Annotated in this window: 22 protein-coding genes and 1 tRNA gene; 11 read left to right on the forward strand and 12 right to left on the reverse strand. The window is 58.6% G+C overall.

What is annotated here, in order from left to right:
* Positions 1 to 19: 19 nt before the first annotated feature.
* From ACTG19_RS11665 to yqhD, 5 genes are all read right to left on the reverse strand, one after another.
* Positions 20 to 688, reverse strand: coding sequence for a helix-turn-helix transcriptional regulator (locus ACTG19_RS11665; protein ID WP_042082913.1), 669 nt, complete (start codon positions 686 to 688; stop codon positions 20 to 22).
* A gap of 147 nt (positions 689 to 835) precedes the next feature.
* Entirely contained in the window at positions 836 to 1,615 is a 780-nt protein-coding gene (locus ACTG19_RS11670) for a substrate-binding periplasmic protein (RefSeq protein ID WP_201990920.1), read from the reverse strand.
* 98 nt (positions 1,616 to 1,713) lie between these two features.
* Entirely contained in the window at positions 1,714 to 3,198 is a 1,485-nt protein-coding gene (pntB, locus tag ACTG19_RS11675) for a Re/Si-specific NAD(P)(+) transhydrogenase subunit beta (protein ID WP_005339759.1), read from the reverse strand.
* Positions 3,199 to 3,209: 11 nt separating this feature from the next.
* Positions 3,210 to 4,736: a Re/Si-specific NAD(P)(+) transhydrogenase subunit alpha gene (pntA, locus tag ACTG19_RS11680; RefSeq protein WP_040070064.1), complete on the reverse strand. Its 1,527-nt coding sequence runs from the start codon at positions 4,734 to 4,736 to the stop codon at positions 3,210 to 3,212.
* Between the two features lie 507 nt (positions 4,737 to 5,243).
* On the reverse strand, positions 5,244 to 6,407 hold the full coding sequence (gene yqhD, locus ACTG19_RS11685; protein ID WP_005356302.1) for an alcohol dehydrogenase: 1,164 nt from the start codon (positions 6,405 to 6,407) through the stop codon (positions 5,244 to 5,246).
* Between the two features lie 157 nt (positions 6,408 to 6,564).
* Between yqhD and ACTG19_RS11690 the strand changes: the two genes are divergently transcribed.
* Entirely contained in the window at positions 6,565 to 7,467 is a 903-nt protein-coding gene (locus ACTG19_RS11690; protein ID WP_429186398.1) for an AraC family transcriptional regulator, read from the forward strand.
* 17 nt (positions 7,468 to 7,484) lie between these two features.
* Complete coding sequence (locus ACTG19_RS11695) at positions 7,485 to 7,997, forward strand: lipocalin family protein (protein ID WP_429186399.1); 513 nt, start codon at positions 7,485 to 7,487, stop codon at positions 7,995 to 7,997.
* Positions 7,998 to 8,063: 66 nt separating this feature from the next.
* Here ACTG19_RS11695 and ACTG19_RS11700 read toward each other — a convergent pair whose 3' ends face one another.
* Positions 8,064 to 9,956 carry a methyl-accepting chemotaxis protein gene (locus ACTG19_RS11700; protein WP_201990917.1) on the reverse strand — a complete coding sequence of 631 codons (1,893 nt, stop codon included), beginning with the start codon at positions 9,954 to 9,956 and terminating at the stop codon, positions 8,064 to 8,066.
* 207 nt (positions 9,957 to 10,163) lie between these two features.
* The gene (locus tag ACTG19_RS11705; RefSeq protein WP_201990916.1) at positions 10,164 to 10,661 is read right to left on the reverse strand and encodes a lactoylglutathione lyase family protein; all 498 of its coding nucleotides are present in this window, start codon (positions 10,659 to 10,661) and stop codon (positions 10,164 to 10,166) included.
* 100 nt (positions 10,662 to 10,761) lie between these two features.
* On the opposite strand from ACTG19_RS11705, the gene ACTG19_RS11710 reads away from it, so the two are divergent.
* Positions 10,762 to 11,634 carry a LysR family transcriptional regulator gene (locus ACTG19_RS11710; protein ID WP_201990915.1) on the forward strand — a complete coding sequence of 291 codons (873 nt, stop codon included), beginning with the start codon at positions 10,762 to 10,764 and terminating at the stop codon, positions 11,632 to 11,634.
* A gap of 143 nt (positions 11,635 to 11,777) precedes the next feature.
* Here ACTG19_RS11710 and ACTG19_RS11715 read toward each other — a convergent pair.
* Positions 11,778 to 11,854, reverse strand: a tRNA-Trp gene (locus tag ACTG19_RS11715).
* A 201-nt stretch (positions 11,855 to 12,055) separates the two neighbouring features.
* Here ACTG19_RS11715 and ACTG19_RS11720 point away from each other — a divergent pair.
* From ACTG19_RS11720 to ACTG19_RS11740, 5 genes are all read left to right on the forward strand, one after another.
* Positions 12,056 to 12,598, forward strand: coding sequence for a hypothetical protein (locus ACTG19_RS11720; RefSeq protein ID WP_439989097.1), 543 nt, complete (start codon positions 12,056 to 12,058; stop codon positions 12,596 to 12,598).
* Positions 12,599 to 12,697: 99 nt separating this feature from the next.
* Positions 12,698 to 12,892 (forward strand): hypothetical protein, encoded by a 195-nt coding sequence (locus ACTG19_RS11725; protein WP_013724188.1) that lies wholly within the window; start codon positions 12,698 to 12,700, stop codon positions 12,890 to 12,892.
* Entirely contained in the window at positions 12,873 to 13,793 is a 921-nt protein-coding gene (pyrB, locus tag ACTG19_RS11730) for an aspartate carbamoyltransferase (protein WP_005339735.1), read from the forward strand. Before ACTG19_RS11725 ends, pyrB begins: the two co-directional genes overlap by 20 nt.
* Before the next feature lie 15 nt (positions 13,794 to 13,808).
* On the forward strand, positions 13,809 to 14,273 hold the full coding sequence (gene pyrI, locus ACTG19_RS11735) for an aspartate carbamoyltransferase regulatory subunit (RefSeq protein ID WP_005339730.1): 465 nt from the start codon (positions 13,809 to 13,811) through the stop codon (positions 14,271 to 14,273).
* Positions 14,274 to 14,473: 200 nt separating this feature from the next.
* Positions 14,474 to 14,965 carry an arginine repressor gene (locus ACTG19_RS11740; protein ID WP_005339728.1) on the forward strand — a complete coding sequence of 164 codons (492 nt, stop codon included), beginning with the start codon at positions 14,474 to 14,476 and terminating at the stop codon, positions 14,963 to 14,965.
* Between the two features lie 133 nt (positions 14,966 to 15,098).
* Here ACTG19_RS11740 and ACTG19_RS11745 read toward each other — a convergent pair whose 3' ends face one another.
* The 4 genes from ACTG19_RS11745 to arcA form a co-directional block, all read right to left on the reverse strand.
* Entirely contained in the window at positions 15,099 to 16,505 is a 1,407-nt protein-coding gene (locus ACTG19_RS11745; protein WP_005339725.1) for a YfcC family protein, read from the reverse strand.
* Between the two features lie 123 nt (positions 16,506 to 16,628).
* Positions 16,629 to 17,633: an ornithine carbamoyltransferase gene (argF, locus tag ACTG19_RS11750; protein WP_005339721.1), complete on the reverse strand. Its 1,005-nt coding sequence runs from the start codon at positions 17,631 to 17,633 to the stop codon at positions 16,629 to 16,631.
* 79 nt (positions 17,634 to 17,712) lie between these two features.
* A complete protein-coding gene (gene arcC / locus ACTG19_RS11755; RefSeq protein WP_005339719.1) occupies positions 17,713 to 18,639 on the reverse strand; it encodes a carbamate kinase in 927 nt (308 codons plus the stop codon).
* A gap of 62 nt (positions 18,640 to 18,701) precedes the next feature.
* Positions 18,702 to 19,922, reverse strand: a complete 1,221-nt coding sequence (arcA, locus tag ACTG19_RS11760; RefSeq protein WP_005339718.1) for an arginine deiminase — start codon at positions 19,920 to 19,922, stop codon at positions 18,702 to 18,704.
* A 747-nt stretch (positions 19,923 to 20,669) separates the two neighbouring features.
* Between arcA and ACTG19_RS11765 the strand changes: the two genes are divergently transcribed.
* From ACTG19_RS11765 to ACTG19_RS11775, 3 genes are all read left to right on the forward strand, one after another.
* Positions 20,670 to 20,846, forward strand: a complete 177-nt coding sequence (locus ACTG19_RS11765; protein WP_005339717.1) for a hypothetical protein — start codon at positions 20,670 to 20,672, stop codon at positions 20,844 to 20,846.
* 97 nt (positions 20,847 to 20,943) lie between these two features.
* Positions 20,944 to 21,591 carry an AAA family ATPase gene (locus tag ACTG19_RS11770; RefSeq protein WP_005339716.1) on the forward strand — a complete coding sequence of 216 codons (648 nt, stop codon included), beginning with the start codon at positions 20,944 to 20,946 and terminating at the stop codon, positions 21,589 to 21,591.
* Position 21,592: 1 nt separating this feature from the next.
* Entirely contained in the window at positions 21,593 to 21,961 is a 369-nt protein-coding gene (locus tag ACTG19_RS11775) for a hypothetical protein (protein ID WP_005339715.1), read from the forward strand.
* The last annotated feature ends 698 nt before the right edge of the window (positions 21,962 to 22,659 follow it).

Below are 22,659 nucleotides of genomic sequence, written 5' to 3' on the forward strand. Positions count from 1 at the left end.
TCAGGGTGCCCGCAGGCAGTTATTGCTTGTTCAGATCCGCTTTGTGATTACGGATATGCAGATAAACAGTATGACGGGAGATGCCGAGCATCCGGGCAACCAGCTGAGCCGCCTCCTTGATCTCGAAGATCCCCATGTCGAAGAGCCGGGTCACTATCTCCTTGTTGCGCACCGTGCAGGAGAGCGAATCGTCCCGATCCACCTTCTCAATCACCTGAGTCACCAGATCGTCCACCGAGCTGGCAAAAGTCTCGTTATTGAGCGGAGCCGGTGCCGCTGGCAGCGCAAAAGTATCGAGCAGGCAGCCAAGGGAGGTATCCAGACTGAAGTTCACGCAGAGCATGCCGATGGGCTTGCCCTGCCGGTTGCTGATAGTGATGGAGGAGGACTTCATCAGCGTCCCGTCGCGGGTACGGCTGAAGTAGCTGCTCCACTGGCTGCCCGCCTCCCCCTGCAAGCGGTTGAGGGCAAAGTCGGTGACCGGCGCCCCCTCCCGACGACCGGTGACATGGCCGTTGGCAATCTTGATAACCGATGCATCCAGCGTATCGAACGCATGCAACACCACCTCGCACCCTGCGCCAAACAGCGCGGCCAGCGCCTCGACCGCGGGCTCGAAACTGGCGATCAGATGACGTTCTTCATCCGTTAACGAATTGATCTGGTCAGTGGTGGCTGCTGTGGACATATATGAGTAACTTTGAGTAAACCGCAGTTGATTCTACTATCAACAAGATCAACTAATGTTGAGCAGCATCCCCTTTTTGTTCGCCATTATGCCCACCTTTTAACAAAGTGCGACAAATTGTGAAGCGGCGCACAGCAGGGCGGCAACTCAGAGGTGATAGCGGGCCAGCAGCTGCTTGTAGGCGGGAGTCTGTTTGAACGCCTTGAGGGCAGAGGAGAAACGGATAGCCAGCTGGTCGTGGCCGGGCTTGTGGGTAAACGCGAGGAAGTTGCGGTTGTCGTCGGTCAGCAGGCGCGAGCCGTGGCTCACCTGATCCTGCAACCCCTGGGTATGCAGCAGATAACGACCGACCCGCTCGTTGAGCACCACCCCGTCCAACCGACCGGCCATCATCAGATGCAGCTGTTTGATGGCATTCCCCTCCCCCGTCATCGGCATCCGGATAACGCCGGGATCGGTCAGAAAATCGGGGCTGTAGGCATAATCTTCCTGAATACCTATCCGCAGACCCTTGAGGTCGGAGAGCTGCCTGAAATCCACCGGACGAGCCGATGGATAGAAGAGCACTTCGCCGCTGTAAGAGAGCGGCTCTTCGGAATAGTGGAGCCAATGCTGGCGGGAAGGTTCAAAGAAGACATCAAGCACCGCATCCCCCTGCCTGAGACGGGCCTGCTGCAGAACCCGCTTCCAGGGCAGCACCCTGATTTCGGTGCGATAACCCATCTGGCGCAACACGGTACAGGCCAGATCGAGATCGGCGCCAGCCAGCTCGCCATTGTCACCACGCATCACATAAGGGGGCCACAGCTCGGTCAGCAGCGTCAGGGTCGGCGGCTCGTCTGTCGCCACAGCCGAACCAGCACCAAACAGGAAGGCCAGCAGCCAGCCGTACAACCCGATCCTTCGCCAACCCTGACACCACATCATGGAGATCCCTCATGGTCCGTATGGATTGAGGATATACAAGGGATGAGCAATAAAAAAGGAGGCCGAAGCCTCCTTGATATTCACTCTCTGAATGGCACTTACAGCGCTTTCAGGATTGCCTCGACGCTGGCCTTGGCATCGCCAAACAGCATCTGGGTATTTTCCTTGAAGAACAGCGGGTTCTGGACGCCGGCGTAGCCAGTGTTCATGGAGCGCTTGAAACCGATGACGTTCTGCGCTTTCCACACTTCCAGCACCGGCATACCGGCGATCGGGCTGCCCGGATCTTCCATCGCAGCCGGGTTAACGGTGTCGTTGGCACCAATCACCAGCACGGTGTCGGTATCGGCGAAGTCGTCGTTGATCTCGTCCATTTCCAGAACGATGTCATACGGGACTTTCGCTTCCGCCAGCAGCACGTTCATGTGGCCAGGCAGACGACCGGCAACCGGGTGGATACCGAAGCGCACCTTGACGCCGCGGTCACGCAGCTTCTGGGTGATTTCAGCCACCGGATACTGGGCCTGCGCCACCGCCATACCGTAGCCCGGGGTGATGATGACGGAGCTGGAGTTCTTCAGCAGGTCAGCCACTTCCTCGGCGCTGGTTTCGCGGTATTCGCCCATCTCCTGATCAGCCGTGGAGGCCACGCCATCGGAGCCGAAGCCACCGGCGATCACGGAGATGAAGGAGCGGTTCATCGCCTTACACATGATGTAAGAGAGGATGGCACCAGAGGAACCTACCAGAGCACCGGTGACGATCAGCAGGTCGTTGGAGAGCATGAAGCCCGCCGCCGCTGCCGCCCAACCAGAGTAGGAGTTCAGCATGGAGACCACCACCGGCATGTCTGCGCCACCGATGGAGGCAACCAGATGCCAGCCGAAGGCGAAGGCGATCAGGGTCATCACCAGCAGGGCGAAGGTAGAGCCGCCCGCGTTGACGAAGTAGACCATCAGCGCCAGCGAGGCGACCACGGCCAGCAGGTTCAGCTTGTGGCGGTGTGGCAGCATCAGCGGCTTGGAGGAGATCAGACCGCGCAGTTTGCCGAAGGCAACCACGGAACCGGTAAAGGTTACGGCACCGATGAAGACGCCGAGGAAGATCTCGACCAGGTGGATGTTCAGCATGGCGCCGGTCAGGTGCTCGACCTGAGCAACGCTGTTGGCCTGCTCGAACGCCGCACGGGCGGCTGCCAGGGTGGCATCCAGATTGGAACCGACGGAGACGACGACCTCAGCAGGTGCGGAGGGGTGCAGATCGATGAAGCTGTTGAAGCCCACCAGCACTGCCGCCATACCCACGAAGCTGTGCAGCACGGCCACCAGCTCGGGCATCTCGGTCATTTCGACCTTGAGTGCCAGACGCACGCCGATGGCACCGCCGATCACCATGGCCAGAATGATCCAGTGAACGCCACTGGTCTCCGGGTTGAATACGGTGGCGAGCAGGGCGATAGCCATACCCGCGATACCGAACAGGTTGCCATGCTTGGCCGTTTCTTGCTTCGACAGTCCCGCGAGACTGAGGATGAAGAGCACGGCGGCAACGATATAGGATGCTGTTACCAGTCCTTGAGACACGTTAAACCCCCTTAATCCTTACGGAACATCTTCAGCATGCGCTGAGTGACGGTGAAGCCGCCGAAGATGTTGATACTGGCAATCAGCACGGCGATGAACGCCAGCGCGGTGACCAGGGTCGACCCTTGCCCGATCTGCAGCAGGGCACCGACCACGATAATGCCGGAGATGGCATTGGTGACCGACATCAGCGGCGTGTGCAGGGCGTGAGAGACGTTCCACACCACGTAGTAACCGACCACACAGGCCAGGATGAATACGGTGAAGTGGGAGAGGAAGGCTGCCGGGGCAACGGAGGCGATCCAGCCGAAGGCGGCGATGCCGAGGGCACCGAACACGAACTTCTTGTTGGAGGGCTTGGCCTCTTCCTTCTTGGCGGCCGGTTTGGCGGCGGCCGGTTTCTGCGGGGCAGCAGAGACAGAGATGGCGGGCGGCGGGAAGGTCACTTCACCGGCCTGGATCACCGTCATGTTGCGCTGAACCACATCTTCGAAGTCGATGGCAACGTTGCCGTCCTTCTCCTTGCACATCAGCTTCATCAGGTTGACCAGGTTGGTACCGTAGAGCTGGGAGGATTGGGCAGGCAGACGACCCGGCAGATCGGTGTAACCAATCACCTTGACGCCGTTGGCGGTGACATGCAGCTCACCCGGCACCGTGTATTCACAGTTGCCGCCAGCCTGAGCGGCCATGTCCACGATGACGGAGCCCGGCTTCATGCTGTCGACCATCTCTTTGGTGATCAGCTTGGGAGCCGGCTTGCCCGGGATCAGGGCGGTGGTGATGATGATGTCAACCTCTTTGGCCTGCTGGGCGAACAGCTCCATCTCGGCCTTGATGAACTCATCGGACATGACTTTGGCGTAACCATCGCTGGATGCGCCGTCTTCGCCACCGAAGTCCAGCTTGAGGAATTCCCCACCCATGGATTCGATCTGCTCGGCCACTTCCAGACGGGTGTCGAAGGCACGCACGATGGCACCGAGGGAACCGGCCGTACCGATGGCAGCCAGACCGGCTACGCCGGCACCGATCACCAGTACCTTGGCAGGCGGCACTTTACCGGCAGCAGTGATTTGGCCGGTGAAAAAGCGACCGAACTGGTGCGCAGCTTCAACAACGGCACGATAGCCACCGATGTTGGCCATGGAGGAGAGGGCATCGAGGGACTGGGCACGGGAGATCCGCGGCACCATATCCATCGCCATCACATTGATGTTGCGCTCGGACAGCTTCTTGACCAGCTCAGGGTTCTGGGCAGGCCAGATGAAGCTCACCAGAGTGGCGCCATCTTTAATTTGTGCGATCTCGGCATCGGTCGGCGCATTGACCTTGAAGATAAGGTCGGCTTGCCAGACATTCGGCACCACGCTGGCACCGGCAGCCTCGAAGGCGGCATCATCGAAGCTGGCCGACAGGCCTGCGCCGGTCTCGATGGCGACCTCGAAGCCGAGCTTTTTCAGCTGCTCGACGGTAGCCGGGGTCGCTGCGACCCGGGTCTCACCGGCGAGACTCTCTCTCGGTATTCCAATCTGCATGACTATTCCCTGATGGTTAATAAACAATCGCTGCCCAGTGTCTCACTTCTGACGAAACAAGACATGACCAAAGTGCAGGTCCAGGGCTCTTTGTTATGAAAATCAGTAGGCTTTACCTCAACCTCCTGTCATGGTCAGGCCCCCGCTTTTCAGGCGCGAAGGTGATTAGTATCAAATTTTGGAGTTTTATTACAACCGCAGTCCCGACGGCACTCGTACAGAATTCAGCCCATCCCTGGCTACGATTAAAAAAAACAAACCAAATTAGAGGCTTATACCAGTAAAAACGGCTGAAAAAAGTGATCCAACCAGTCAAAAAAAATGTTTTACCGGCCCTCTATCTTAGCGTTTTTTGTTCTTACGAAATCCGCTTTCGTCTCACTTCTCGCAGCGAAACGCCGAAAAGTAACATTTTCCCAACAAAAGCGGGGCCGCTCAGCCGCCAGATAGCGGGAGAGGGCCCCGGCAATTCAATCGTTTCGCCCGTTTGGCACCGATTGGCGGCCCTTACCAGGCCGCTTCATAAATATGCTGGCTCTGCACCAGATCGATATCGCTGTGCTCGCCCAGACGGGTCATGCCGTGCTCACCCAGCTTGCCGATCAGGGTGTCGATACCCAGATCTTTCAGACCGTAGTCGCGCAGTCGGGTCTTGACCCCCATCCGCTCGAAGAAGTCTCGGGTCGCGGCGATGGCATCATCGATGCGCTCCGCTTCGCTGCCGCTGTTCAGACCCCACACCCGCTCTGCGTATTGCAGCAGCTTGGCATGCTTCTGTTTGCGCTTGGCCTGCAGCAGGGCGGGCAGCACCACCGCCAGAGTCTGGGCGTGGTCGAGGCCGTGCAGGGCAGTCAGCTCGTGACCCAGCATGTGGGTGGCCCAGTCCTGTGGTACACCGGCACCGATCAGGCCGTTCAACGCCATGGTGGCGCTCCACATGATGTTGGCGCGTACCTCGTAGTTGTGCGGCTCGGCCAGCGCCTTGGGGCCCTCTTCGATCAAGGTCAGCAGCAAGCCTTCAGCGAAGCGATCCTGCACCTTGGCATTGACCGGATAGGTGAGGTACTGCTCCACGATGTGGACGAAAGCATCCACTACCCCGTTCGCCACCTGACGCTCGGGCAGGGTGTAGGTGAGCACCGGATCGAGCACGGCGAAGCGCGGCATCACGAACGGCGAGAAGAAGTGCACCTTGTCGCCACTGCTGCGACGGGTGATGACGGCGCCCATGTTCATTTCGGAACCGGTCGCCGGCAGGGTCAGCACGGAACCGAGCGGGATGGCGGAGCGCACTTCGCTGCCGACAGTCTCAAGAATGTGCCAGGGATCCTTGGCCAGATCGTAGTGCGCGGCAGCGGCGATAAACTTGGTGCCATCGAGCACGGAACCACCGCCAACGGCGAGCAGGAAGTCGACCCGCTCGGCACGGGCCAGCTCCACGGCCCCCATCAGGGTCTCGTAGGCCGGGTTCGGCTCGATGCCGCCAAATTCAAACAGGGTCATGCCAGCCAGCTCGTTGCGGATCTGCTCCAGCAGGCCGCTGCGTACCACGCTGCCGCCACCGTAGGTGATCATGACGCGGGCATCGCTCGGAAGCTGCTCGCGCAGCTGGGCGATCTGCCCTTGGCCGAACAGGATTTTGGTCGGGGTATGGAGAGTAAAGTTGTTCATCGACATTGCCTTCTTCTGATAGTCAGGGCGGCTAGGCCGCGAAATCGTGATTGCATTTTTCTCCAGAACCAACCTACCATCAAGACAACATCCTGCTTGATTCTTGCCTATTTCTACAAAGCAGCGAAAACCGGAACTGTCGAATCAAAGAGCGCCCATGCAAAACCGTTACAGCGACCTCGCCGCCAGATTGACCCGCCACGTCACCTCACCCGGCATCACCCCATCACCGGTGAAACAGGTCAACCTCATCTATACCACCGAGCACCATGGCCGCACCCCGGTGCTCTACCAACCGCGGATGATCGTTATCCTGCAGGGGCACAAGGTGGGTTATCTGGCGGATCAGGTGTTTCGCTACGACCCCAACCACTATCTGCTGATGACCCTGCCGCTGCCCTGCGAGTGCGAGTGCTTCGCCTCCCCCGAGCAGCCGCTTATCGGGTTTACCATCGAGATCGATCTGGTCATCCTGCAAGAGCTGCTGCTGGAGCTGGGCGATGCCCTGCCCGCCCCCGCGCCGCAAAAGAGCGGCGTCCACTCGGTTCCCCTGTCGGAAACCATGTTTTGCGCCGCTGAGCGACTGATCGAGCTGATGGACAACCCGCTGCACGCCAGGGTGTTGGGACCGCAGACGGTGCGGGAGATGCTGTTTCACGCCCTCACCGAGGGGGGCGGCCCGGCGCTGCAGGCGCTCGCCAATCGCCACAACCATGTGGGCCAGATCGCCCGGGTGCTGCGTATGATAGAGTCCCGTTATGCCGATAACCTCACCATGGAGGAGCTGGCGCGGGAGGTGAACATGAGCGTCTCCGCCTTTCACCACCACTTCAAGGCGGTCACTGCCACCTCGCCGCTGCAGTACATCAAGTCGTTTCGCCTGCACAAGGCGCGGATGATGATGCTGCACGATGGCATCAAGGCGGGCACCGCGGCGGCCAGAGTCGGTTACGAGAGCAACTCCCAGTTCAGTCGGGAGTACAAGCGCTTCTTCGGCAGCACGCCGACGGATCAGGCCTCCCGCTTCCGGGATGGCCAGCTGCGCATCATCGAGGGATAACAAGAGAGGGATTACTTATGCGTTCACTGCTTTGCCTTTTCACCGCTTTACTGCTGACGGCCTGTACCGGGATTGCCGATGGCATCCGCCCCGTTACCGGCTTCCAGCTCGATCGTTATCTCGGTACCTGGTACGAAATCGCCCGCCTCGACCACAGCTTCGAGCGGGGGCTGGAGCAGGTGAGCGCCACCTACAGCCTGCGGGACGATGGCGGCGTCAAGGTGCTCAACCGCGGCAAGCAGAGCGATGGCAGCTGGCGCGAAGCCGAGGGCAAGGCCTACTTCATCGGCAACCCGGACGAGGCGCGGCTCAAGGTGAGTTTCTTCGGCCCCTTCTACGGCGGCTACAACGTCATCGACCTCGACCCCGATTACCAGCTCTCGCTGGTGACCAGCTACAACCACGACTACCTCTGGATCCTCTCCCGCTCACCCAACCCGCCCAAGGCGAAGGTGGATGCGCTGGTCGCCAAAGCGAAGTCGCTGGGCTTTGCCACCGACCAGCTGATTTGGGTCAAGCAGAACCCTTAAGCCAGTCGTGAAATAACAAAGGGCAGCCCGCGGGCTGCCCTTTCTGTTGCTGGCGTGGCGGGATGATCAGAGCCGGAAGCGACCGATCTCCTGCTCCAGCCGCTCGGTCAGCGACTTGAGCTCGGCCGCCTGCGCCGCCTCGTTGCCCGCCTGCTCGGCCAGCTCTTGCGAGACGTGGCGGATATTCTCGGTATTGCGGCTGATCTCGCCGGTCACCGAGGTCTGCTCCTCGGCCGCCGCCGCGATCTGGGTCGCCATGTCGCTGATGGAGCCGATCGCCTCGTTGATCCGGGCAAGGCTCTGGTTGGCCGCTTCCGCATCCTCGACGCTGGTACCCGCCAGCTGACGGCTGGTCTCCATGCCACCCACGGCACGACGTGTGGTCTGCTGCAGGGTCTCGATCATCTGCTGGATCTCGTCGGTGGAGTCGTGGGTACGACGTGACAGCACCCGCACCTCGTCCGCGACTACCGCGAAGCCTCGTCCCTGCTCACCGGCCCGCGCCGCCTCGATGGCCGCGTTGAGCGCCAGCAGATTGGTCTGCTCGGCGATGCCGCTGATGGTCGCCAGAATGCCGCTGATCTTCTGGGCATGGCTGTCGAGCTCGTTGATGATCTGGCTGGCATCGGCCACTTCGTCCGCCAGACCGGTAATGCTGCGCTGACTCTGGCCAACCTGGGATTGACCGGCGACCGCCAGCGCAACCGCATCGGTGGCGGTAGTGGCGGCAAACTCGGCGTTGCCGGCGATCTCCTGGGTAGCGGAAGCCATCTCGGTCACCGCGGTCGCCACCATCACGATCTCGTCCTGCTGCTGGCGTACCCGCTGACTGCGGGCCTGCGCCCCGGCCGCCTGGGCACGGGACTGTGCCGCCAGCTCGACGGTCACATCCCGCAACCGGCTGACGATGCCGTGCAGCCGCGCCACGAACTGGTTGAAGTTCTGGGCCAGCTGACCCACCTCATCCTTGCTGTGAGTGTTGATGTGAACGGTGAGATCCCCCTCGCCGTGGGCAATGTCGTGCAGGGCGTGCGCGACCCGACCGAGATCGGCGAACAGGTATTTGAAGGTGGCGGTGAGCAGGGCGCTGAATACCAGCATCAGCACCACGGTCAGCCCCACCAGCTCCCACAGCAGGCTGCTGAGCGGCGCCTCCAGCACATCGCGATACATCACCATGGCCAGCAACCAGTCGGTGCCCGGTACCGGTTGTACCGCCAGCAACACATCCCGCCCGTCGAGGGTGGCGGCGTGCAGCTCGCTGTTTTCACGGCCCCACTGCTGGAAGGTGGCGGCAGAGAGTCCCGGCGCCAGCTCGGCGATGGGCTTGAGCGCCAAATCCTTCTGCGGATGGCCGACGATGAGGCCGCTGCTGTCGAGCAGCATGGCATAGCCTTCACCCTGCACCTTCATCGCCAGTACTTCGTCGATCAGCTTGTCGAGCGCCAGGTTGGCCCCCACGGCACCGACCAGCTCGCCCTGATGGCGTACCGGCTCGGAGAGGGTGACCACCAGCTTCTGCATGGTGACGCTGACATAGGGGGCGGTGACGATCAGCTGCCCCGCCTTCACCGCATCCTGATACCAGGGGCGCTCGCGCGGGTCATAGTTGCCGGTGTTGAGGGAGGGATCCTGCCGGGTCATCACCCCCTGCGCGGAGCCAAAATAGGTGAGCCCGAAGCCGCCGGAGGTATAGGCCTGCTTCAGGTGCGGCACCAGCTCGGCTTGGGGGTTATCGCTGATCAGGTTGACCAGCGCATGGACGGTGTTCTTGCGATCCGTCATCCATTCGCCGATGGCGACCGAGTAGGCGTGGCCATAGTTGACCGCCTCGCTCTGGATGGCGCTCATGGTGCGGGATTTTAGGGTGTGAAAGGCAACGATGCCGAGCAGTGATGCCATCAGCAGCACTACGCCAAGACTGGTGGCCAGCAGCTTGTCGCGCAGAGAGAGGGTCATGACGACGAATCCTTGTTGTTGTGTCAGGCAGGGAAAACCCTGATGTATCAAAGGCTATCGGCCGCAATATGAACAGACTTTAGTGAATCTGTATATTTTCCCATCTATCAACAACAGAACGCGCTATTCGTGTGAACCAGATCGCTATTCCATGCTACTGACTCTTGTAACAACAAAGCAGCAGGCCGCCCGAAGGCGGCCTGTCACTTACCCCTGATATGCACCGGCGGAGTAGGTCAGCTCATAGCTGTGGCTGTAAATCTCGACGATATTGCCGAATGGATCTTCCATGTAGACCATGCGGTAGGGCTTCTCGCCCGGGTAGTACTCGCGCACCGGCATCCGCTGCTTGCCGCCCGCCGCGACGATGCGCGCCGCCAGCCCCTCGACATCCGGATCCTGCACGCTGAAGTGGAATACCCCGGTCTTCCAGAATTCGAAGTTGTTCTCACGGCGCTCGCTGTTGGGAAACTCGAACAGCTCGATGCCGATCTTGTCGCCGGTAGAGAGGTGGGCGATGCGAAAACAACCCCAGCCCGGGCCGAACACGTCGTTGCACATCACGCCGATGGCAGAGTCATCCTCGCTGATGGTGGTGGCCGGCATGATGAGATACCAGCCCATCACCTTGGTATAGAACTCGACCGCTTTGTCGAGGTCAGTCACCGTGATGCCGATGTGGGAGAAGTTGCGCGGGTAAGTCATACGTCACCTTGAAATTGTGTGTGGGAAACAGGTGACATGATAGGAAGGGGCGACATAATGAAAAATAAGGTCAAACTAATGGAAGGCATAAATTAAATTTATGGTTAATCCACTCTGGCTCCACACCCTGGTGGTGGTGCATGAAACCGGCAGCTTTACCCGTGCCGCCGAGCGGCTGGATCTCACCCAGGCCGCCGTCAGTCAGCATATCTCGCGTCTCGAGGCCGAATTTGGCCCCCTGCTGCTGCGCAAGCCTCGTCAGCTGGAGCTCACTCCGCGCGGGCTGGTGCTGCTCGACTTCGCCCGCCAACAGGCGCAGGCCGCCGAACAGCTGCGGGCGCGCCTCTCGGACGATGACCCTCAGCGCGGCGCCATCACCCTGTCCACCCCGGGCAGCATCGGTCTGCTGCTCTATCCCCTGCTGCTCGACCAGCAACAGGAGCACCCCGGACTCACCATCCAGCACCGTTTCGCCCCCACCCCCGACATAGTGCAGGCGGTACTGGCGGGGCGTAGCGATCTGGGACTGGTGGATCAACCGCCGGAGCACCCCAGCATCGCCGCCGAGCCCTTCGCCCGCGAACCCCTCTGTCTGGTGGTACCCAACGACGGCGAGGAGCAGAGCTGGCAGCACCTCTGTCAGCTCGGCTTTATCGACCACCCGGATGGCCGCAGCATGGCACAACGCCTGTTGGGACGACGCTACCCCGGCCAGCGCGTTGACGAGATCCCGCTGCGCGGCTTTACCAACCAGATCGGCCTGATCCTGGAGCCGGTCGCCCGCGGCCTCGGCTTTACCGTGCTGCCCCGCTTCGCCGTCACCGCCTTTGCCCAGCAGGAGAAGATCCGGGTGCTCCAGAGCCGGATCGAGGTGATCGACACGCTCTGGCTGATCTACCGCGCCGAGTGGCCGCTCCCCGCCCGCCACCAGCGGCTGGTCGCCGTCCTGAAACAGCGGGTTGCTGCACATTGAACGCTCTTGCGGCAGACATCGAGATCAATATGGCCACAGTCACCGGGGCTAGCGGCTAGAAGGAGAAGAAAAAGGAGAGAGGGATAAATTGGCGAACGCCGGAAATGCGAAAGGCCAGCTCAATGAGCTGGCCTTTCTGAAAATGGCAGGGGCGGCAGGACTCGAACCCGCAACCATCGGTTTTGGAGACCGCTGTTCTACCAATTGGAACTACGCCCCTGCAACAAACGAGGCGTAGTATACAAAGCGGGTTTCAAAGGTAAAGGCTTTTTTCACACTTTTAATGCAATTGCACAAATCCCGAACAAGTCGCGCCGATTTGTGCAGCAACGAGGGGTAACTTGCTGTATTTCCAGACTCAGCGGGGTAGGAATGGGGCATAAATGGGGGTAGGGTGAAAGCAGGTACCGGGAGGCTGCTTATGCTCAATTACCGACTGCTACAACAACTTGCGCCCCTCAACTTCAGGGATGAACGCAAGACAGAGTCCCTGCCCGCCTATCTTGAACGGGTCGCGCCGCTGGTACCCTTTATTCCTGAAAATGTGCTCTCCCAGTGGATTTACCGTCATTGGCGCGGTTTTGAGTCCAACTGGAGCTTTATCGATCTCGCCAACCATCAGTTCACCTGTGAAAGCTGGCCCACCGCGCAACTGGTGGATCAGGTGGACTCCCGCCATATGGAGGTGATCGAGCGCTGGGGCGAGATGCTGCGCAGCAACCGGTATGTCCGCCGCTCCTGGCTCGGCGAGAAGATGCTGAACGACGGCACCTGGCCCGAACCTGTCATCGTACTGGCGCCGGAGGAGGGAGCCAGCTACCCGAACGGGCAACCGTTACCGCAACCCTACTGCCTGCTGGAAGGGCACCACAGACTCGGTTATTTGCGCGCCATGGTCCGCGATGGGGAATCGCTGCAAGAGACGCACAGAGTGTGGATTTGTCGTCATGTTTCCGCCACTTAAACGTTTTTCATGCTGAAATTGGCATCAGAAATAAAATTTTGACAATTAAAAAAGCGGCCCTATAATCTGTCCGGTTTTGAAAAAGGTCGGGACGAAACGATGCAGTTTTTGATTCAGAAAACAGCCTTGCAGACGGGTGGTGCGCACCAGAGCGGCCCCGTTGTTTCCGGTTCCCACCCCAACGATCCCCAGTTATTTTTAAAAAAAGCCCCTGTTTCAGGGGCTTTTTTTTGTGCCCGAAAAACCTCCAATGATGTCAAAGGGAATGCAGACGATGACCAATCCACTCTATAAGAAACATGTCATCTCCATTTCGGACCTGACCCGGTCAGAAATGGAACTGGTAGTCTCAACCGCACAACGGTTGAAGGCTGAACCTGACACCAGCCTGTTGAAAGACAAGCTGGTTGCCAGCTGCTTCTTCGAAGCCTCCACCCGCACCCGCCTCTCGTTCGAGACCGCGGTACAGCGCCTTGGCGGCAACATCATCGGCTTCGCCGACGGTGGCAACACCAGCGCCAAGAAGGGCGAGACGCTGGCTGACTCCATCAAGATCATCGGCTCCTACTCGGATGCGGTGGTGATGCGCCACCCGAAAGAGGGTGCGGCCCGTCTGGCCTCCGAGTTCTCCCGCGTGCCGGTCATCAACGGCGGCGACGGCTCCAACCAGCATCCGAGCCAGACCTTGCTCGACCTGTTCACCATCCACGAGACCCAGGGTCGTCTGGACAACCTCAACGTCGCCTTCGTCGGTGACCTGAAATATGGCCGCACCGTGCACTCGCTGGCCCAGGCCCTCAGCCTGTTCAACTGCCGCTTCTTCTTCATCTCCCCGGAAGCGCTGGCGATGCCGGACTACATCTGCGAAGAGCTGGAAGAGAAGGGTATCCAGTTCAGCGTCCACCAGACCATGGAAGAGGTGATGCCGGAGCTGGACATCCTCTACATGACCCGCGTCCAGAAAGAGCGCTTCGACGAGACCGAATACAAGCACATGGCCGCCAAGTTCATTCTGGAGCTGGCGACCCTGGAAGGGGCCAAGCCCACCATGAAGATCCTGCATCCCCTGCCCCGCGTCGACGAGATCGATGTGGCGGTCGACAAGACTCCCCACGCTTGCTACTTCCAGCAGGCGGAGAACGGGGTCTATGCACGCCAGGCGCTGCTGGCACTGGTACTGAACGAAACTGTCTGAGCTTAGGGGAATATCATGTCTGACAAGAACCAACTGCAAGTCGAAGCCATCCGTCACGGCTCCGTCATCGATCACATCCCCGCTGGCCAGGGCATCAAGATCCTCAAGCTTTTCCAGCTGGTCGAAACCCAGGAGCGGATCACCGTCGGCTTCAACCTGAAATCCGGCGCGCTGGGCAAGAAGGATCTCATCAAGATTGAGAACACCCGCCTGACCGAGCAACAAGCCAACCAGCTGGCGCTGTTCGCCCCGAAAGCGACCGTCAACATCATCGAAGACTTCAATGTGGTGAAGAAGCACCAGCTGGAGCTGCCGGAGTTCATCGCCGGGGTGTTCCACTGCCCCAACTCCAACTGCATCTCCCACAACGAGCCGGTAGACAGCTACTTCCGGGTGCGCGAAGTGAAAGGCGTGGTGCGGATGAAGTGCAAATATTGCGAGAAGTCCTTCACTCAGGACATCGTCAGCGAGCGTTACTGATATCTGATTGGGCCCCGCGGGGCCCATTTTTGAACCCTGTCACATCACCAAATTTCCAGTCAGCTATAATTTGCCATCGCAAGATGGTAATGCCCGCTCATTCCCTGCATATAGATGGATTATCAGTGTTTTTGCCTGATAACTGACTGCTATGGCAGATATCGCGCGTTTACCTCCGATCATCATCAAAGGAATTCGCCGTGGTCAAAACCCTCAGTCGTCCCGTTGCTCAAGAGCCCGACCTGGCCCAGCTGGATGCCTGTCGCCAGATCATCGGTCAGCACTGCTACAGCACCCAGGAAGAGATCCGCCGCGAGCTGTCGGAGCGCGGCTTTGCCGACATCAGCCAGTCCACCATCTCCCGCCTGTTGCGCCGCCTCGGCGTTGCCAAGGCGCAGAATGCCAACGGCAAGAAGGTCTACACCCTGGTCGATGAGCAGCTGGAACCCGCCGGCAGTACCCGCTCGATCCACGACATGGTGCGCGAAGTGGTACACAACCAGCAGATGGTGCTGATCCACACCACTCCGGGGGCCGCCACTGTGGTGGCTCGCCTGCTGGATCGCAACGCCAATCCCGAGATCATGGGCGCCGTCGCAGGCAATGACGTGGTGCTGGTCGCGCCGCGCCATATCAGCCGCACCCGACAGGCCCATGCCGCCGTGGTGCGCACGCTGGCGCAGGCCCGCTAAGCCATTTCCCCTAAATACATCGAGGCGACCCGCGGGTCGCCTTTTTGTTGCTTGCTATTTTGTGTCCATCACTTCTTGCGCCCATAAAAAAACGGGAGCCCGCAGGCTCCCGTTTCATCTTGCTTGTTATCCCTCAGGAGAGCACGGCGCCCAGGCTCAGGCAGACCACGATCAGCACGGTCAGGATACCGAGCAGCGGAGCCACCCATTTCAGCCAGCGCACATAAGGCACCTTGGCGATGGCCAGACCACCCATGACCACGGCGGAGGTCGGGGTCACCAGGTTCACCAGACCAGAGGCAGACTGATAAGCAGTCACCACCAGATCGCGGCCCACGTTGGCGAAGTCGGCCAGCGGCGCCATGATCGGCATGGTCAGTACGGCCAGACCGGAGGAGGACGGCACCAGGAAGGAGAGCACCACTTCCAGCACGAACATCACGTTGATAAAGACGATGGTGGAGAGGCCGGTCACGATCCCTTCTGCACTGTGCAAAATGGTGTGAGTGATCATGCCGTTATCCATCACTACCACGATACCGCGGGCGATACCGATGATCAGCGCCACCCCCAGCAGGTCGCGAGCACCGTCGATAAAGTTGGAGGTCAACTCCTCCTCGCTCATGCGGGAGATAAGACCAACGATGATGGCGGCAGCCAGGAACACGCCGGAGATCTGCGCCATCCACCAGCCCAGCACGGCCACACCGTAGATCATCACGGCGAAGGCGGCGACGAAGATACCCAGCACGATTTTACGGGTCAGGGTGAACTCCAGCATCTGGTCGCTCTTGTTGCCAAGGAAGTGGGCACGGTTCTCTTCCCACTTGTCAGCCACCAGGGATTTGCTCGGATCGCTGCGCACCATCTTGGCGTAACGCATGACGTAGGCAACACAGAGCAGCCAACCGGCGACCAGCATGGCAACGCGCAGCCAGATACCATCGGTGAAGGAGATACCGGCGGCGTTGGCGGCAATCACTGTCGCAAACGGGTTGATGGTGGAACCGAGAGTACCGATACCGGCGCCCAGCAATACGGTTGCCGCTGCCACCACAGGGTCGAAGCGGGCGGCCATCATCACCGGCACCAGCAGGGTGTAGAAAGGCAGCGACTCTTCGGCCATGCCGTAGATGGTGCCGCCTGCGGCGAACAGCGCCATCAGGATCGGGATCATCCACTCTTCACGGCCACGCAGACGGTCGGTCACACGTTCGATACCGGCATCGATGGCACCTGTCTTGGTCACAATGCCAAGAAAACCACCGATGATCAGGATAAAGAGGGAGACGTCGATGGCGCCTGCCTCATAGGTGTCGTGGTTGTAGAGGCCATCGATAGGTGCCAGCAGCACGTCGACGATCCCCTGGGGATTCCCCTCCACCAGTTTGTAGGTACCCGCCACCGGCACTTCTTTGCCGAGGGCTTCGTTCATGGTCATCTCGTATTTGCCGGCCGGCACTATCCAGCTCAGGGCGGCCACCAGGGCGATCAGCACAAACAGTATCGTGTAGGCTGACGGGAACTTGAATTTGGTCATGGTCCAGCTTCCTTCTGTGGGTGTGGTATCCATGCAGGCTGCGGGTTGTAGGGTTAGAGGTATTATGCCGCTGTCACATGGTCGAAAAGCCGGGGGTCGCCCCCCGGCACCACTACTGCGACCTTAGTCGCCCAGCGTAGCAACCATCACTGCCTTGATGGTGTGCATCCGGTTTTCGGCCTCGTCGAACACGATGCTGTGCTCGGATTCGAACACGTCCTCGGTCACTTCCAGGCCTTTCATGCCATATTTGTCAGCCACTTCCTTGCCCATGGTGGTCTCGTCGTTGTGGAACGCCGGCAGGCAGTGCATGAACTTCACATCCGGGTTCTTGGTGGCGTTGATGACATCCATGTTGACCTGATACGGAGTCATCAGTTTGACGCGCTGATCCCAGGCTTCTTTCGCTTCACCCATGGATACCCAGACGTCGGTGTAGAGGAAGTCAGCACCCAGCACACCCTCTTTCACATCTTCGGTCAGGGTGATGCGTGCGCCGGTCTCTTCGGCGATCAGGCGGCACTTGGCAACCAGCTCCTCTTCCGGCCAGAAGGCTTTCGGCGCGACCAGACGGATATCCATACCCATTTTGGCGGCGCCGACCATCAGGGAGTTACCCATGTTGTTGCGGGCATCACCCAGGTAGGCGAACTTGATTTGATCCAGACGCTTGCCCTTGCCGTGCTCCAGCATGGTCATGAAGTCGGCCAGGATCTGGGTCGGGTGGAATTCGTTGGTCAGGCCGTTCCAGACCGGGACACCGGCGTAGGCGCCCAGCTCTTCCACGATCTCCTGGCCGTAGCCGCGGTATTCGATACCGTCATACATGCGGCCCAGTACACGGGCGGTGTCCTTCATGGACTCCTTGTGACCGATTTGGGAACCGCTTGGGCCAAGGTAGGAGACTTGCGCGCCCTGGTCGAAGGCCGCCACTTCAAACGCACAGCGGGTGCGGGTGGAGGTCTTCTCGAAAATCAGGGCGATGTTCTTGCCGACCAGATGCTTGCGCTCGTAGCCACCGTATTTGGCTTTCTTCAGGTCGATGGCCAGGTCGATCATGTATTGGATTTCGCGCGGGGTGAAGTCCAGCAGTTTCAGGAAGTTACGGTTACGCAGATTAAAAGCCATGATGAGTTCTCTCTATATATGTTTCAGACCAGTTCGGGCAGTAGTGTTGACTACGCATTCTCAGTACAGATATCGGTAATTACGCATGTACGGTGCGGGTGGCGACGATATTGGTGCCGGCTTCACCCTTGAGGATGGCGAGGCCATCTTCCAGCGAGCCGATGCCGACCATGCCGCCGGTCGCTTTGACAAATTCACAGGAGGCTTCGACTTTCGGTCCCATGGAACCTGCATCGAACTTGACCCCGGCCAGCTCGTCCGGGCTGGTGACTCGCAGCGGACGCTGGGTCGGTTTGCCCCAATCGAGATAGACGGCATCGGCGTCGGTCAGGATCAGCAGGGCGTCGGCCTTGATCTGCTTGGCCAGATAAGCGGCAGACATGTCCTTGTCGATGACAGCTTCGATACCGGTCAGGCTCTGACCATCCCAGGTCACCGGGATACCGCCACCACCGGTACAGATGATGAGGTGGCCCTGGGCAATCAGGGTTTCGATGGCGTCGCCTTCAACGATGCGCTGGGGCAGCGGGGATGGCACTACACGGCGGAAGAACTTGCCGTCAGCCTTGACCACCCAATGCTTCTCTTCTGCCAGAGTGCGGGCTTCAGCCTCTTCGTAGACGGGGCCGATAAATTTGGTCGGATTGGCAAACGCCGGATCCTTGGGATCAACCTGCACCTGAGTCAGCAGCGCGGTGACATTGCGGCTCGGCATCAGGTTTTTCAGCTCCTGGATCAGCATGTAGCCGATCATGCCCTGGGACTCGGCACCCAGCACATCCAGCGGATAGGGGGATACCTTGGTATAGGCGCTGTTTTGCAGGGCCAGCAGGCCGACTTGCGGGCCGTTACCATGCACCAGTACCACGTTGTACTCCTGAGCGATCAGGGCGATGGTCTTGGCGGCAGTTGCAATGTTCTTGCGCTGGATATCCGCTTCCAGTGGCTCACCACGACGGAGCAGTGCATTGCCACCCAGAGCGACGACGACAGTTGGTTTTTTCATAGTGGTTAATCTCGAGTTTGGTTCTGTGTGGCGCCAGCTTCTGCCGGCGCCACGCCGTCTCATCAGATGCTGTCGCGTTCCATCGGGCAGCTCATGCAGCGGGCGCCGCCGCGGCCACGGCCCAGTTCATCACCCGGGATGGAGAGAACTGTGATACCGGCTTTGTCATACTTCTCGTTGGTGTAGGTATTGCGCTCGTAACCCACCACCACGCCGGGACGTACGGTCAGTACGTTGTTGGCGTCGTTCCACTGCTCGCGTTCGGCTTCGAAGCTGTCACCGCCAGTGGTGATGATCTTGAGCTGATCGACGCCCAGTGCTTTCTCGATAGCGGTGACGAAGTAACCCTCTTCCTTGATGTTCATGCCAGTGGCGCCGCCCGGAGTCAGGCTCCAGCACTGCACATCCTTGCGGATCACTTCCGGATAGACGGAGAAGGTGTCGATATCCATGTGGGTCATGACGGTATCCAGGTGCATGCAGCTGCGGTGTTTCGGCAACTCCATGGCGATGACCTGCTTGGCCTGACCATGTTTGAACAGGCTGCGAGCCAGGTGCTCGACACCTTGCGGGGTGGTGCGCTCGGACATACCGATCAGCACGGCGCCGCGGCCGATCACCAGTACGTCGCCACCCTCGATGGTGGAGTTGTCGTAGTCACGCTCCTCGTCACCGAAGTACTTGATGAAGTCCTGACCGGCAAACATCGGGTGCCAGCGATAGATGGCCTTCACATGGTTGGTTTCGCGGCGACGAGCCGGCTTGGCCATCGGGTTGATGGAAACGCCACCGTAAACCCAGCAGGAGGTGTCACGAGTGAAGAGGTGGTTGGGCAGCGGCTCGATGATGAAATCGGTCGGAGCGTGCATGCCCACTACCATGTTGACACCGCTGTAGGGCATCTCGGAGTAAGTCAGGCCGCCGGAGAGAATGCGGGCCAGTTCGCGGTGCGGCATGTCAGCCAGGAAGCAGCGCACATCGTTGGCAAAAGAAGAGCCGAGGCGGTAGTCGGAGACCTGATGTTGCAACAGCCAAGTTTTGGCTTCCGGCACATCAAGTGTTTCAGCCAGCAGATTGGTCAGCAGGAAAACTTCGACATTCTGATCGCGCAGTACCTGAGCGAATTTGTCGTGCTCCTGACCGGCGCGTTCAACAGACAGGACGTCATCGAACAGCAGATCCTGGCAGTTGGAAGGAGTCAGACGCTTCAGACTGAGGTTGGGGCGGTGCAACATGACACGGCGCAATTGGCCAACTTCAGAACCTACATAAAATTTGCTCATGATTATATTCCGTCTAGCAGTGGTCCCTGCGAGTGATTGAATAGATTCCTTCTATTCATGCTCGTGGCTAAGGCGGGATATTCTTTATGTAGGGTAATCGGCTTATGTTCTATCCTGCCCTTGCCTTTCGAGACCGAGGTTAGCCCTGCGAATCACGACAAACTTAGACATTGATCACATTCACTCAGAACTGAATATATTCACCGTCCAATCTATGACCCCGGTAGCAAATTGCGCATTTTCCACACAAAGCTCACCGAATAACCATGCAAAACCACCCCGCTATATTTCAGGTTGATTCATTTTTTATTCATGCCAGTTCACTGGGATGATTAAATGCAAATAACAAAAACCGTTAAAGATCATTACAATAAGCAAGATTACAAATATAATTTGAATATTACTCCCTAGGTATTGAATACATCGCCGTGACGGGAGGAATGCGGGAGAAATAAATACTCACATCGACCATATTCACTGCATAAATCTTTTCTTGTTCCAGATCATGGCATTGATGCCAACCCCATCAGGCCAGGCCTCATCAGTCACCACCTCTTTGTGCGGTTCAACTTAATATGCACAAAGTCCGCATCAAGGTGGGCAGCCATCCTCGTCGGTCACCACAACGCCTTTTGATACTTTTTTCATTAATTGAATTTATTCGTCTCACCTTGCACTGGCGCCAACCTCAACTTAACTCAGAAAGTGATCCAGATCACACAGGAATGGCACTACCAAGGAGTTGTTATGAAGATGAAACCCATGCTGTTGCTCGCGACTTTGCTGCTCTCTGCGCTCCCCACCCTCAGCCAGGCTGAAGGAGCCCCTGCCATGCCCATGGTGGTATGCCATGTCGACAAGGCCCCCCAGATGCTGGTGCCTGACTATGTCTGCCGCTGGCAGGGAGGCAGCGTTCATTACTAGTCGAAACAACGAGAGGAGCATCACTCCTCTCGCCTTGTGATGAGACTGGCCCCTCCTATACTGAAATCAGCGGTTTTCTCATGGATAGGGGAACGTCATGATCTTGTTGGTCGGTGGAGAGAAGGGGGGGAGTGGCAAGAGCTGCCTGGCACAAAATCTGGCGGTCTACCTCAGATCCCAATTTCAGGGGGAGGTGTTACTGGTCGACTGCGACCCGCAGCGCACCACCTCTGACTGGATTCAGGAGCGCAACGACAACCCGGAGCTACCACAAATCAACTGCGTACAGCTCTATGGCAATATTCGCAACGACCTGCTCAGCCTGAAAAACCGCTACGACTACGTCATCGTCGATTGCGGCGGGCAAGACAACCGGGCGCTGCGCTCTACCATGGCTGTCGCCACCCACGCCCTGATCCCCTTGCGCCCGAAACGTCGCGACCTCAAGACCCTGCCCCACATGGAAGATCTCATCACCACCTGTAAGATGGTCAACCCGACCCTCAATGCAGCCGTAGTGCTGACCCAGTGCCCCGCCCTGCCCAATCAGGTAAAACGCATTCTGGAGGCGAAAGAGGTTTGCTCCTCGTTCGGTGTCGACGTCCTGAACGCCATCACCTATGGCCGCAACGTCTATGACGACAGCGAAGAGAAGGGACTGTCGGTGATGGAGATCGAGCCGGATGGCAAATCCGCCGAAGAGATCCGGGCCATCGCCAAAGAGTTCCTGCAAGTGGGGGTGTGAGATGGGTCTGGCCGATCTGAAGAAAAAGCACCAGCTGCATCACCAGAAGAAGTTCACCGTCGACGAATTTATCGAAGATGCGGAGTTCTACGCCAAGGGCAAACCCAAGGTGGTCAGCCTTGAACTGGGACTGCATCGTGACGAAGCCCTGTCGGCGCTGGCCTTTATCGAGAGTGGTGAGCACCTGAAGCCCAGCTACAAAAAAGCCACCTTCTCCATGAGCACGGTGGCCATCGACGAGCTGGGTAACCTGACCCAGCAAGACGGCATGAACAAGTCCCTGTTGCTGCGCCTTTTTACCCACTACTTCTCTTCGCTCACCCCGGAAGAGCGCCAGACCATCTATGAGCGGCTCAACCAGCGCTCATAATTTCTCCATTCAACCGCTCTTTGTGTGCCTCACCAACTCACCCTGAATGACCATCATCAGACTGCAACATCTGTTTCTGAAGCAACCAAAACGCCATGTAAGAGATCTGCCATCCCAGGTGTAAGCCAACAGCCGAAAAGATCCCCGAGATAATCGGAAGATAAGATCTTAAAACATGAAGATGAACAGCTTAACTAGCTGTTTATAAATGAATAAATCGAAACTAACCACTTTCGAAATAGCTAATGACAAAAACGTTTTCCAATCTGGCGTTGTAGCCGGTTAGAAAATCCTTATAGTTACTCATGCACGGACGCAATGAAGTCGGTCAGGAAGATTGGCTGCCAGGGTTGGGCAAATGGACTCACCACAGGATGTGGTAAAGGACACCTCCCAGGACGGAGAAAGTGCGACGGGACAGGATGACTCGTCAGGCCAAGATGGCTAAAGGACACCCCAAAGGATTGGGAAGGGGAAACCTAAAGGAAGAGGTAAACAGTCAGGGATTGCAGGGAGCAACTTCGTTCAAGGATCTGAGCGATACGACTACCGGGGGCGACGCAAGTCGCCCCCATCTTTTTATCTGCGTTTCACCACGACCATTGCTTGATTCCCAATTGCTTTCCTCAGCGCAGAGACTTCTTACCAGAACCTTCGCGACCCGCTGCATAAGCAAAAATACATATGAAAGGGCGCCA

This window comes from Aeromonas sp. 3P (assembly GCF_051919745.1).
Classification (GTDB): domain Bacteria; phylum Pseudomonadota; class Gammaproteobacteria; order Enterobacterales; family Aeromonadaceae; genus Aeromonas; species Aeromonas veronii.